The sequence below is a fragment of the Phenylobacterium sp. genome (genome assembly GCF_041916435.1).
Classification (GTDB): domain Bacteria; phylum Pseudomonadota; class Alphaproteobacteria; order Caulobacterales; family Caulobacteraceae; genus Phenylobacterium.
In genome coordinates, this window is record NZ_JAYRZM010000001.1 from 569,603 (window position 1) to 582,058 (window position 12,456).

General features: G+C 69.8%; 13 protein-coding genes and 2 tRNA genes. 14 read left to right on the plus strand and 1 reads right to left on the minus strand.

The window, feature by feature from the left end:
• The first annotated feature begins 21 nt into the window (after positions 1–21).
• The 3 genes from argC to msrB are packed head-to-tail and all read left to right on the plus strand — an operon-like array spanning position 22 to position 1,960.
• On the plus strand, positions 22–966 hold the full coding sequence (argC, locus tag ACE3TA_RS02850; protein WP_374570241.1) for an N-acetyl-gamma-glutamyl-phosphate reductase: 945 nt from the start codon (positions 22–24) through the stop codon (positions 964–966).
• On the plus strand, positions 963–1,400 hold the full coding sequence (locus tag ACE3TA_RS02855) for an N-acetyltransferase family protein (RefSeq protein WP_374570243.1): 438 nt from the start codon (positions 963–965) through the stop codon (positions 1,398–1,400). Before argC ends, ACE3TA_RS02855 begins: the two co-directional genes overlap by 4 nt.
• Positions 1,401–1,459: 59 nt before the next feature.
• A complete protein-coding gene (gene msrB, locus ACE3TA_RS02860) occupies positions 1,460–1,960 on the plus strand; it encodes a peptide-methionine (R)-S-oxide reductase MsrB (protein ID WP_374570245.1) in 501 nt (166 codons plus the stop codon).
• Between the two features lie 10 nt (positions 1,961–1,970).
• Here msrB and phaC read toward each other — a convergent pair whose 3' ends face one another.
• Positions 1,971–3,731 carry a class I poly(R)-hydroxyalkanoic acid synthase gene (gene phaC, locus ACE3TA_RS02865; protein WP_374571107.1) on the minus strand — a complete coding sequence of 587 codons (1,761 nt, stop codon included), beginning with the start codon at positions 3,729–3,731 and terminating at the stop codon, positions 1,971–1,973.
• Between the two features lie 343 nt (positions 3,732–4,074).
• Between phaC and ACE3TA_RS02870 the strand changes: the two genes are divergently transcribed.
• From ACE3TA_RS02870 to ACE3TA_RS02920, 11 genes are all read left to right on the plus strand, one after another.
• The gene (locus tag ACE3TA_RS02870) at positions 4,075–4,527 is read left to right on the plus strand and encodes a hypothetical protein (RefSeq protein ID WP_374570247.1); all 453 of its coding nucleotides are present in this window, start codon (positions 4,075–4,077) and stop codon (positions 4,525–4,527) included.
• A 113-nt stretch (positions 4,528–4,640) separates the two neighbouring features.
• Positions 4,641–5,861, plus strand: coding sequence for an LL-diaminopimelate aminotransferase (locus tag ACE3TA_RS02875; RefSeq protein WP_374571109.1), 1,221 nt, complete (start codon positions 4,641–4,643; stop codon positions 5,859–5,861).
• Positions 5,858–7,147 carry a homoserine dehydrogenase gene (locus ACE3TA_RS02880; protein WP_374570249.1) on the plus strand — a complete coding sequence of 430 codons (1,290 nt, stop codon included), beginning with the start codon at positions 5,858–5,860 and terminating at the stop codon, positions 7,145–7,147. The genes ACE3TA_RS02875 and ACE3TA_RS02880 overlap by 4 nt, the downstream gene beginning before the upstream one ends.
• Positions 7,148–7,205: 58 nt before the next feature.
• A complete protein-coding gene (gene glpX / locus ACE3TA_RS02885) occupies positions 7,206–8,159 on the plus strand; it encodes a class II fructose-bisphosphatase (RefSeq protein ID WP_374570250.1) in 954 nt (317 codons plus the stop codon).
• Positions 8,160–8,211: 52 nt separating this feature from the next.
• Positions 8,212–10,035 carry a single-stranded-DNA-specific exonuclease RecJ gene (gene recJ / locus ACE3TA_RS02890; RefSeq protein WP_374570252.1) on the plus strand — a complete coding sequence of 608 codons (1,824 nt, stop codon included), beginning with the start codon at positions 8,212–8,214 and terminating at the stop codon, positions 10,033–10,035.
• A gap of 82 nt (positions 10,036–10,117) precedes the next feature.
• Positions 10,118–10,192: transfer RNA gene (locus tag ACE3TA_RS02895), tRNA-Glu, on the plus strand.
• 145 nt (positions 10,193–10,337) lie between these two features.
• Entirely contained in the window at positions 10,338–10,937 is a 600-nt protein-coding gene (locus ACE3TA_RS02900) for a cold-shock protein (protein WP_374570253.1), read from the plus strand.
• Between the two features lie 75 nt (positions 10,938–11,012).
• The gene (locus ACE3TA_RS02905; protein ID WP_374570255.1) at positions 11,013–11,504 is read left to right on the plus strand and encodes a DUF192 domain-containing protein; all 492 of its coding nucleotides are present in this window, start codon (positions 11,013–11,015) and stop codon (positions 11,502–11,504) included.
• Complete coding sequence (locus ACE3TA_RS02910; protein WP_374570257.1) at positions 11,501–11,932, plus strand: PaaI family thioesterase; 432 nt, start codon at positions 11,501–11,503, stop codon at positions 11,930–11,932. Before ACE3TA_RS02905 ends, ACE3TA_RS02910 begins: the two co-directional genes overlap by 4 nt.
• 104 nt (positions 11,933–12,036) lie before the next feature.
• Positions 12,037–12,113: transfer RNA gene (locus ACE3TA_RS02915), tRNA-Pro, on the plus strand.
• A 32-nt stretch (positions 12,114–12,145) separates the two neighbouring features.
• Entirely contained in the window at positions 12,146–12,451 is a 306-nt protein-coding gene (locus ACE3TA_RS02920) for an ETC complex I subunit (protein WP_374570259.1), read from the plus strand.
• Positions 12,452–12,456: the final 5 nt, after the last annotated feature.

The following is a 12,456-nucleotide window of genomic DNA, read 5'->3' on the forward strand; positions in this document are numbered from 1 at the left end:
ATCGGCTGGAGAGTTTGAAAGATGCGGACGGTATTCATCGACGGCGAGGCGGGCACCACGGGGCTGCAGATCCGCCAGCGGCTGGCGGGCCGCAAGGACCTGGAAGTCCTGTCCATCGACCCGGACAAGCGCAAGGACGCGGCGGCCCGCGCCGAGCTCCTGAACGCCGCCGACGCGGTGGTGCTGTGCCTGCCGGACGACGCGGCGCGCGAAGCCGTGTCGATGATCACCTCCAGCGCCGTGCGCGTGGTCGACGCCTCCACCGCCCACCGGGTCGCCGAGGGCTGGACCTACGGCTTCGCCGAGATGGACAAGGCCCAGCGCGCGGCCATCGCCGGCTCGACGCGGGTGTCCAATCCCGGCTGCTATCCCACGGGCTTCATCGCGCTCACCCGGCCGCTGACGGCCGCGGGGATGATCCCGGCCGACTGGCCGATCACGGTCAACGCCGTGTCCGGCTACTCCGGCGGCGGCAAGGGGATGATCGCCGAGTTCGAGGACGAGACGGCGGCCGACTACACCACCGCGCCCTATCGCATCTACGCCATGCCCCTGGCGCACAAGCACGTGCCGGAGATGGCCAAGTTCGGCGGCTTCACCCACCGGCCGCTGTTCGCGCCGGCCGTCGGCCGCTACGCCCAGGGCATGATCGTCGAGGTCCCGCTGCAGCTCTGGGCCCTGCCGGGCAAGCCGGGCCTGGCCGATGTGCACGCGGCGATCGCCGCGGCCTATGCGGGCGAGCCGTTCGTCGAGGTCGCCTCGCTGGAGGAGGCCGCCGCGGTCAAGACCCTGGATCCGGAGGGCCTGAACGGCACCAACCGCATGAAGCTCTACGTCTTCGGCAGCGTCGCCGAGGGTCAGGCGCGGCTGGTGGCCCTGCTGGACAACCTGGGCAAGGGCGCGTCCGGGGCGGCGGTGCAGAACCTCAACCTCATGCTGGGCCTCGACGAGGCCTCCGGGCTGTGATCCAGCGCCGCGCCCGGGCCGACGACGCCGAGGCCCTGGCGCGGCTGCACCGGCTGACGGTGCGCGCGAGCCTGCCGTTCCTGCCCGAGCTGCACACGCCCGAGGACGATCTGTGGTTCTTCGGCCATGAGCTGCTGCCCAAGCGCGAGGTCTGGCTTGCCGAGACCGAGGCGGCGGTCGTCGGCTACATCGCCTTCCGCCCCGGCTGGATCGACCACCTGTTCGTCCACCCCGAGCAGCAGGGCCGCGGGATCGGACCCCAGCTCCTGCGCCTGGCGCTGACCGAGGGCTCGGAGGTGCGGCTCTGGACCTTCCAGAAGAACCATCGCGCGCGGGCGTTCTACGAGGCGCGCGGTTTTGCGCTGGAAAAGCTCACCGACGGCGCCGGCAACGAGGAGCAGGAGCCCGACGCGCTCTACGTCTGGCGCGGCTGAAACGCGGATTTTGCGCTCGCCGCTGTAACCGAACGAGCGCCCGGGCCGTATTGGTAGGCATGACCCCCGCCCAAGCCCTCATCGACCGCCGCCGCTTCCTGATGGGATCGGCCTTTCTCGTGGCCGCCGCGCCTGGACTCGCCAGCGCCGCGTCCGATCCCTACGCCGGCGACAAGTGGCGCCAGCTCGCCGACGCCGATTGGAAGCAGCGCCTGCCTGAAGCCAGCTACGAGGTGCTGCGGCGCGAGGCGACCGAAAGACCCTTCACCAGCCCGCTGCTGAAGGAGCATCGCAAGGGGACCTTCGTCTGCGCCGGCTGCGGCCTGGCGCTCTTCAAATCGGACTGGAAGTACGACAGCGGCACCGGCTGGCCGAGCTTCTACACCGAGATCAAGGGCGCGCTCGGCAAGAAGAACGACTTCAAGATCGGCTACCTGCGCACCGAGTACCACTGCGCCCGCTGCCTGGGGCACCAGGGCCACGTCTTCAACGACGGCCCCAGGCCCACGGGCCTGCGCTACTGCAACAACGGCGTGGCGCTGAAGTTCGTCGAGGCGTGACGGCGCGCGCCTACGACTTCACCTTCACGTAGCTGCCCGGCGCCTCCTCGATCGGGTTGAACTTGCCGTGCGCCGGATCGCGCGCCGGGACCATCGGGCCGGAGCGGGACTTCAGCCATTCGGCCCAGTGCGGCCACCAGGAGCCGGGATGCTCGACCGCGCCGGCCTGCCACTCCTCCAGGGTAGGCGGCAGCTCCGGGTTGGTCCAGTGCTGGTACTTCTTGGCCGCCGGGGCGTTGATCACTCCGGCGATGTGCCCGGAGCCCGACATGGTGAAGGTGGTCGGCCCGCCGAACAGCCGCGCGCCCTTGTAGACCGAGCGGGCCGGCGCGATGTGGTCCTCTCGGGACGACTGCACGTAGACCGGCGTCTTGACCTTGGAGAGGTCCAGCTTGATCCCGCCCAGCTCCAGCTCGCCCTTGGCCAGGGCGTTGTCGCCGTAGAAGCGGCGCAGATAGAACATGTGCAGCGTCTTGGGCATGCGCGTCTGGTCGGAGTTCCAGAAGAGCAGGTCGAACGGCTTGGGCTCCTTGCCCATCAGGTAGTTGGACACGAAGAACGACCAGATCAGATCGTTGGAGCGCAGCACGTTGAAGGTGTCGGCCATGGCCTGGCCCGACAGCACCCCGCCGCCGGCGTCCATCTGCTGCTCCAGCGTCTTCAGCCAGTTGTCGTCGGTGAACAGCAACAGGTCGCCGGCCTCGGTGAAGTCCTGCTGGGCGGCGAAGAAGGTGGCCGAGCCGATGCGCTTGTCGTCGATGGCGGCCATGTGGGCCAGGGTCGCCGAGAGCAGGGTGCCGCCGATGCAGTAGCCGACGGTGTTCACCGTCTCCACGTCGCACTGCTTCATCACCGCCGAGGTCGCCGCGTAGATGCCCTCGACCATGTAGTCCTCGAAGGTCTTGGTCGCGAGCGAGGCGTCGGGGTTCACCCAGGAGACGACGAACACCGTGATCCCCTGGCCGGTCAGCCATCGGATCATCGAGTTCTCCGGGCGCAGGTCCAGGATGTAGAACTTGTTGATCCAGGGCGGGAAGATCACCAGCGGGATCTGGTGCACCTGTTCGGTCGTCGGATCGAACTGCAGCAGCTGGATGATGTCGTTCTGGAAGATCACCTTGCCCGGCGCGGTCGCGACGTTCTCGCCGATCTTGAACATCTCGTAGTCGGTCTGGCTGATCGCCAACTGGCCGCCGCCGCGCTCCAGGTCGCCGGCGAAGTTCTCCATGCCGCGCACCAGGCTCTCGCCGTGGCTGTTCATCACCTCCTTCAGGGCCGCCGGGTTGGAGACCAGGAAGTTGGAGGGCGAGAAGGCGTCGGTCAGCATCTTCATGAAGAACTCGACGCGCCGCTTGGCCATCGGCTCGATCTCGTCAACCTCCGAGATCAGCGTGTTCAGCCAGTCGGAGGTGAGCAGGTACGACTGCTTGATGGTGTCGAAGATTGGGTTCTCGGCCCACTGCGGGTCATTGAAGCGCTTGTCGCCCTTGGCCGGCGCGGCCACCGGCGCGCTGACCTCGCCGTCCATGGCGCGCTTGGCCGCCGACTGCCACAGGGCCATGTAGCGGGTGAACAGGTCGGCCTGGGCGCGCATCAGCCGGTCGGGCTGCGCCGCCAGGCGTCCCATCACCTGGTTAAACGCCGGCGCCACGTTGAACGGATCGGGCGACAGGGCCGAGGGCCGGTCGGCCTGGCGCAGGGCCGCCTCGGCGATCGCGCCCTGGGCGGTGAGGGCGGCCCGCGCCAGGTTCGCCGAGAGCTTCTCGATCATCTCCCGCTGCTGCGGCGTGAACGGCCCGGACGAGGAGGAGGCCGGCTCGGGCGCGGGCTCGGGCCGGGGCGGCGGCGCGGTTTGCGCCGCGGGGCCGGGCGCGGTCTCGACTTTGACCTCGACCTTCGGCTTGGTGGACGCCTTCGCCTCGCTCTTGGCCTTCGGCGCGGCCTTGGCCTTGCCGGGCTTCTTGGCGGCCTTCGGCTTGCCGGACGACGCCTTCGTCGGCCGCGACGGCTCTGCACTCATGTGGCCCTTCCTCCCAAGCCGGAACGCACGCTCTTTCGTTGAATGCGATCATCGCATAAGAGCAGCCCTAATGAACGCTCGGCGAGACCGATTTGTGAAGCCGTCACGGCGCGTTGCGGCGCCGATCGCGGCGCTGCGCGTCGGCCTGTGCCTGGGCGCGGCGATGCTGGCGGCCGGTTGCGCGGGCGCATCGGCCAACCCGTTCGCCGCCAAGCCGCTGGATCCGAACTCGCCGATCGCGCCGGAAGCGGCCAAGGCGGCGGCCGCCCGCGGGGCCTTTCCGAAGTTCTCCGACATTCCGAAGAAGCCCACGGACGACCGCTCGCCGAAGGCGTGGGGCCAGGCCGCCGCCAAGGTCGAGGCCGCGCGCGACAAGCTGGTGCGCGAGACCGCGCCGGACACCTGGAGCCTGGGCGGCACGGCCGCCTTCGCCGGCCAGGCCGCCAACACGGCCAACGCCGACACCGCTCCCAACGCCAACTCCGACGCCGAGGCTTTCGCCCGAGCCGCCCGCGAGCGAGCTACACCGCCTCCGTCGCCGAGATAACGGCCCGCGGAGGCGCAAAACCCACCGAACCTGCTTGGCGGACTCCCGGTCGGAGTCTATCCATGCGCGACTTCAGCTCCCACTCGCCGCCGGCCTGGCGGCCAGAGCTCAACATGACCCCCGAATTCCACCGCATCCGACGCCTTCCCCCCTACGTCCTCGAGGAGGTGAACCGCATCAAGGCGCGCTTGCGCGCCGACGGCGTCGACATCATCGACTTCGGCATGGGCAACCCGGACATGCCGACGCCCAAGCACATCGTCGACAAGCTGATCGAGACCGCCCGCGATCCGAAGGCCGGCCGCTATTCGGCCTCCAAGGGCATCATCGGCCTGCGCCGCGCCATGGCCGGCTACTATGACCGCCGCTTCGGCGTGAAGCTCAATCCGGACACCGAGGTGATCGCCACCCTGGGCTCGAAGGAGGGCTTCGCCAACCTCGCCCAGGCGCTGACAGCGCCGGGCGACGTGATCATCTGCCCGAACCCGGCCTATCCGATCCACGCCTACGGCTTCATCATGGCCGGCGGGGTGATCCGCCACGTGCCGGCGCTGTCGCCGGAGGACTATCTGTCGGGCATCAGCCGGGCGGTGAAGCACTCCGCGCCGCCGCCCAGCGTGCTCATCGTCAGCTATCCGTCCAATCCGACGGCGCAGTGCGTCGACCTGGACTTCTACCGCGAGGTCATCTCGCTGGCGCGCAAGCACGAGATGCTGGTGATCTCCGACATCGCCTATTCGGAGATCTACTTCGACGACAATCCGCCGCCCTCGATCCTGCAGGTCGAAGGGGCCAAGGACATCGCCGTGGAGGTCAACTCGCTGTCGAAGACCTACGCCATGGCCGGCTGGCGCGTGGGCATGGTCGTGGGCAACGAGCGCATGTGCAACGCCCTGGCGCGGGTGAAGTCCTACCTCGACTACGGCGCCTACACGCCGATCCAGGTGGCCGCCGCCACGGCCCTCAACGGCCCGCAGGATTGCGTCGCCGAGATCCGCGGCATCTACAAGGCCCGGCGCGACACTTTGGTCGGCGCCATGGCCCGCGCCGGCTGGGAGATCCCGTCGCCGGCCGCGTCGATGTTCGCCTGGGCGCCTGTGCCCGAACAGTTCAAGGAGGCCGGCTCCATGCTCTTCGCCAAGCTCCTGGTGGAAGAGGCCGGGGTGGCCGTCGCGCCGGGCGTTGGCTTCGGCGAATACGGGGAGGGCTATGTGCGCGTGGGTCTGGTCGAGAACGAGCACCGCATCCGGCAGGCGGCGCGCAACGTGAAGAAGTTCCTGGCCAACGCCGAGGAGATCCTGGGCCGCGCCCACAACACCATGGCCGCCCAATGAGCGGGACCTTCTGGCGCATCGGCGTCGCCGGCCTGGGCACCGTCGGCGGCGGCTTGCTCAACTTCCTGGCCGACAGTCCCGAGTTCGCCCCCGCCGGCGGGCGGGCCGCCGTGACCGGCGTATCGGCGCGCTCACGCTCGCGGCCGAGGCCCTTCGACATCTCCAACCTGCCGTGGTTCGACGATCCGGTGGCCCTGGCCCTGTCGGACGACAACGACATCTTCGTCGAGTTGATCGGCGGCTCCGACGGCCCGGCCAAGGCCGCGGTGGAGGCGGCCCTGAAGGCGGGCAAGCCCGTGGTCACCGCCAACAAGGCCCTGATCGCCGAGCACGGCGCCGAACTGGCGCGCCTGGCCGAGGAAACCGGCGCGCCGCTGCTCTTCGAGGCGGCGGTGATGGGCGGCACCCCGGCGGTGAAGATGCTGCGCGAGGCCATGGTGGGCGACACCGTCCGCTCGGTGGCGGGCATCCTCAACGGCACCTGCAACTACATCCTGACGGAGATGGAGGCCGGCGAGCGGGCCTTCGCCGACGTGCTGGCCGAGGCCCAGCGCCTGGGCTACGCCGAGGCCGAGCCGACGATGGACGTCGGCGGCTTCGACGCGGCGCACAAGATCTCCATCCTGGCCGCGCTCGCCTTCGGCTGCGCGCCCACCTACGCCGCCGCCGAGATCGAGGGGATCGACCAGATCGAGCTCCTGGACATCAAGCTGGCCAAGGACCTGGGCTACCGCATCAAGCTGGTGGCCTCGGCCGACTGGTCGCCGGACGGGGTTTCGGTGCGCGTGCATCCCTCGCTCGCGCCGCTCAGCCATCCGCTGGCCCAGGCGGGCGGGGCGCTGAACGCGCTGTTCATCGAGGGCGAGCGGATCGGCCGCATCTTCATCCAGGGGCCCGGCGCGGGCTCCGGGCCGACGGCCGCGGCGGTCGCCGCCGACATCGCCGACGTGATGACCAGGGCCGTGCGCCCGGTGTTCCAGAAGCCGGCCGCGGCGCTGCGCCCGTTCACGCCGGTCGATCCCAGCAAGACACAGACGCGGGCCTACGTGCGCTTCATGGTCAAGGACGAGCCCGGCGTGATCGCCGCGGTGTCCGAGACCCTGGCCGAGGCGGGCGTGTCGATCGAAAGCTTCCTGCAAAAGCCGGTCGAGAACGCCGACGGCGTGCCGATCGTGCTCACCACCCATGCCGTCAGCGAGTCCGTGCTGATGGCCGCGATCTTGCAGATCGAGCAGCTGCCGGCGGTCATCGCCAAGCCTCGGCTGTTGCGGATCGCGCGCATCTGAGAATCCTTCGATAATTCCGCGCTTGGGCAGCGCGGGCGGAACGTTCGGGAGACGTTTGATGAGTGGAGAGGTTTTGGACCGCGGTCTGGTGCTGGACGCGGTCCGGGTGACGGAGATCGCCGCCATCGCCGCCTGGAGCCTGGTTGGCCGCGGGGATGAGAAGGCCGCCGACCAAGCCGCCGTCGACGCCATGCGCACGGCGCTCAACGACCTCAACATCGACGGCGAGATCGTCATCGGCGAGGGTGAGCGCGACGAGGCGCCGATGCTCTACATCGGCGAGAAGGTCGGCGCGGGCAAAGGGCCGAAGATCGACATCGCCCTCGATCCGCTGGAAGGCACCACCCTGACCGCCAAGGCCATGGCCAACGCGCTGGCGGTGATGGCCTGGGCGCCCAAGGGCACGCTGTTGAACGCGCCCGACACCTACATGGACAAGATCGCCTGCGGTCCTGGCTATCCGGAGGGCGTGATCGACCTGGACGCCTCGCCGGCCGACAACGTCAAGGCGATGGCCAAGGCCAAGAAGGTCAAGCCGGAGGACATCACCGTCTGCGTCCTCGACCGGCCGCGCCACGCCGACATCATCGCCTCGGTGCGCTCGGTCGGCGCTCGGGTCTATCTGATCACCGACGGCGACGTGGCCGGCGTGATCAACACCGCCGACCCGGAGACGGGCGTGGACCTCTACATCGGCCAGGGCGGCGCCCCCGAGGGCGTGCTGGCCTGCGCGGCGCTGAAGTGCGTCGGCGGCCAGTTCCAGGGCCGCCTGGTGTTCCGCAACGCCGACGAGCGGGCCCGCGCCAAGCGCGTGGGCATCACCGACCTCGACAAGAAGTACGACCTGCACGAGATGGTCCGGGCCGACGCGATCTTCGCGGCCACCGGCGTGACCAAGGGCGCGCTGCTGGACGGCGTGCGCCTGTCCGGCGGCTTCGTGCACACCCACACGCTGGTCATGAACTCCTCCACGCGCACCGTGCGCGAAGTGCGGATGCGCAGAAAGGCCTGAGGCATGGCGCGCGCCGGCGCGGAGACGTCTGCGAGCGGGGAGGGCGGCTGACATGGCCGACGGCTCCCATCTGGCCGGCTACCTCGGCGTGGCGCGCTCGCTCTCGGGCCGGCGCTGGCGCGAGCGGGCGGCCGACCCGGAGACGGTCCGCCGCCATCAGCTCTCGCTCGGCCTGTCCGAGCCCCTGGCTCGCGCCCTGGCCTCCCGAGGCGTCGTCGAGGGGCAGGGCGAGGACTATCTCAGCCCCACGCTGAAGGCCCAGTTCCCCGATCCCTCCAGCTTCCTGGACATGGACCGGGCGGCCTCGATCCTGGTCGACGCCCTGGAGCGCGACCGGCCCATGACGGTCTTCGCCGACTACGACGTCGACGGCGCCTCCAGCGCCGCCCAGCTCGTGCGCTGGTTCCGCGCCATGGGCAAGGACCTGCCCATCTATGTTCCAGACCGCATCGCCGAGGGCTACGGGCCGTCTCCCGCCGCCTTCCGCCGCCTGAAGGAGGCCGGCGCGGAGCTGGTGGTCACGGTCGACTGCGGCGCGGCCGCCTACGAGGCGCTGGCCTGCGCCGCCGAGATCGGCCTGGAGGTGGTGGTGATCGACCATCACCTGATGCGCGGGGAGACGCCGGCCGCCGCGGCCCTGGTCAATCCCAACCGCCCCGGCTGCGCCTCCGGGCTCGGCCAGCTCGCCGCGGCGGGCGTGGCCTTCGTGCTGCTGGCGGCGATGAACCGCGAGGCCCGCCGCCGCGGCCTGTTCTCCGGGCGCGGCGAGCCGGACCTGAGGCAGTGGCTGGACCTGGCCGCCCTGGGCGCCATCTGCGACGTGACCCAGCTTGTCGGCTTCAACCGCGCCCTGGTGGCCCAGGGCCTGAAGGTGATGTCCGCCTGGCGCAATCCGGGCCTGAAGGCGCTGCTGGAGGTGGCCGCCAGCCAAGGGCCGGCCTCGACCTTCCATGCCGGCTTCATCCTCGGCCCGCGGATCAACGCCGGCGGGCGGATCGGCCGCGCCGACCTCGGCGCGCGGCTGTTGTCCACCGACGATCCACAGGAAGCCCACAACCTCGCCCTGGAGCTCGACGCGCTGAACGCCTCGCGCAAGGAGGTGGAGCGGCAGGTGCTGGACGAGGCCGTGCGCATCATCGAGCGCGAGAGCAACCAGGCCGAGGCGCCGCTGATCCTGGTGGCCGCCGACGACTGGCATCCGGGGGTGATCGGCATCGTCGCCGGGCGGCTGCGCGAGCGCTACCGCAAGCCGGTGATCGTCGCCGGGATCGACCGGGCGGCCAACGTCGCCAAGGGCTCGGGCCGCTCGCAGCCGGGGGTGAACCTGGGCCGCGCGGTCCAGGCCGCGTTCGAGGAGGGCCTGCTGCTCGCCGGCGGCGGCCACGCCATGGCCGCCGGCCTGACGGCGCGGCCGGACGTGATCCCCGAGCTGCGCGCCTTCCTGTGCGAGCGTCTCGCCGCCGAGGCCGACGCGGCGGCGGCCGAGGACGCGCTCGACATCGACGCCCTGGTCACGACGCGCGGCGCCGACCGGGCGCTGCTTTCGGATTTTCGCCGCCTGGAGCCGTTCGGTCCGGGCAATCCGGAGCCGGTGTTCGCCGCCGCCGACGTGCGCATCGAACGCCCGATCGCCATGCGGGGCGGTCACGTCCGCGTGACCTTGACGGACAACTCAGGCGGTCGGCTGAAGGCGGTGGCCTGGCGCTGCGAGGACACCGAGCTCGGCCGCCGGCTACTGGTGGAGGGGGGCGGGGCCGTGCACGTCGCCGGCCGTCTGAAGCCGGACGACTGGAAGGGCCGCGAGGGCGTCGAACTGGAGATCGAGGACGTCGCCGACCCCAGGGCGCGCCAGGGAGGCGCCTCGGCTGCGCAGTGATCCACAGGACGCGTCACATTTGCGAAACGAGGCGGGTTGCGCGCACTGGGGAAGGCGGATATAGAGCCGCCCTCGCGTCCGCGGTCCCTTCGTCTATCGGTTAGGACGTCAGGTTTTCAACCTGAAAAGAGGGGTTCGACTCCCCTAGGGACTGCCACGCAGAGTTCGCCCAAAGCGCGAAAAAATGCGGCAAACTCCTGCCTGCATTGAAAAAGCCCCATTGACGCCCGTTAACTTACGAGAACAGTGTTATAGCTGGTCCGTGTCCGTTCGGATCGGGGGAGGCCGGACCAGAGGGGCAAATGTCTGGTTACGACTTTGAAGGGGCTGGGACGCACGTAGAATCCGTGCGGATCAGCGGGCGCGTAAAGTGGTTCGACGCTGGGAAAGGCTACGGGTTCATCATTCCCGACGATCCCAGCCAGACCGACTTGAAGGACGTCCTATTGCATGTGACGTCGCTGCGCAACGCCGGGCGTGAGAGCGCGCTCGAAGGGGCGATCATCGTCTGCGACGTGGTTCGCCGTCCGAAAGGCTGGCAGGTGGCCGAGGTGGTCGAGCTCGACGAGAGCGCGGCGCCGCCGCCCACCGAGCGAAGACGGCAGGACGATCACGGCTTCCGCCGCGAGCGCGACAGCTTCGACCGCGGATTCCAGCAACGGCCGCCGCGCCGGCCGCTGGCCGCCCGCGGTCCGCTCGAGCGGGCGAAGGTGAAGTGGTTCAACCGGGCCAAGGGCTACGGCTTCGTCGTGCGCGACGCCGAGCCCGGCGACATCTTCGTCCATATCGAGACCCTGCGCCGCTCCGGCATCGAGGACCTGCAGCCCGGCGACGACGTGATGGTGCGTTTCGCCGAGGGGCCCAAGGGCCTGGTGGTCGCCGAGATCGAAGCGCACGCCTGACCGACGGACCGGGGCTCGCCCCGGCGCACGGCGCAGGCTAAGAGGGGCGGTCGTTCGATCGCCCCGAGGATGTCCATGTCCCTTCGATTGATGGGCCGCCGCGCCGTCCTGGCGCTCATGGCGGTCGCGGCGCTGGAAGCCGCATCCTGCGCCTCCGCCCAGCCGGCGCCCGCGCCGGGCCGGCTCGAGCCCCTGGAGGTGATCACGCCCCAGGGCCGCACGAAGTTCATGGTGGAGATCGCCGACACCGACGCTTCGCGCGAGCGCGGCCTGATGTTCCGCAAGTCGCTGGCGCCGGACCGCGGCATGCTGTTCGACTTCAAGAAGCCGCGCGAGGTGTACTTCTGGATGAAGAACACCCTGATCCCGCTGGACATCGTCTACATCAAGCCGGACGGACGGGTGCTCTCCATCGCCCACGCCCGGCCGATGGACGAGACGCCGCTGCCGTCCGGCGGCCCGATCCTGGGCGTGCTGGAGATCGCCGGCGGCCGCGCCGAGGAGATCGGCCTTCTGCCCGGCGACCGCGTCGTCCACCGCATCTTCGCCACGAGCAAGGCCCAGTGAGCGACAAGGATCAGGTTCCCGCGCCGCCCGAAGGATTCGTTCCGTCCTCCGGCCGGGGACCGTTCTCCAGCCACAACGGGCCGCTGTTCCACCGCGTGGTCGAGGGCGAGCCGGTCACCGAGCACGCCTTCTATGCGCTCACCCGCCACACCAACGGCGTCGGCCTGGTGCATGGGGGCATGCTCACCGCTTTCATGGACGGCCTTCTGGGCGCGGCGGTGTTCCGAGCCACGCGCAAGACCGGCGTGACCATCCACCTGTCGGTGGACTTCCTGCACATGGCCAGGGCCGGCGAATGGATTCTCGGCGAGGCCAAGGTGACGCGCGCCACCCGCGACGTCGTCTTCGTGGAGGGCCGCGCCCATGTGGGCCAGCGCGACGTGGTGCGCGCCTCTGGCGTCTTCAAGCTGATGCACAAGGGCGTCTAGGGGCGTTTAGGGGCGCCCGAGGGTGCTGGACGGCTTGCGGCCAAGCCGCGCGTTGCGGCGCAGCCGCTTGCATGGCAAGAGACGGCCGTCGCTGGCGCTTCACACGGGGCGTAGCGCAGCCTGGTAGCGCATCTGCTTTGGGAGCAGAGGGTCGCGTGTTCGAATCACGCCGCCCCGACCAGCGCGCCGGCGAGGTCTGAGGGTTGAACACGCATGCTCGCGCGCATCTATCGTCCATCCAAGAACGCCATGCAGTCCGGCAAGGGCAAGACCCACGACTGGGTCTTGGAGTTCGAGCCCACATCGGCCCGTGCTCCCGACCCCTTGATGGGCTGGACCGTCACCGCCGACACCGAAGGCCAGGTGCGCCTGAAGTTCGAGACCAAGGACGAGGCGGTCGCCTACGCCCAGGATCACGGCATCTCCTTCCAGCTCGTCGATCCCAAGCCGGTGAAGCGGATCATCAAGGCCTACGCTGACAATTTCGCCTTCAATCGCAAGATGCCCTGGACGCACTGAGCGCC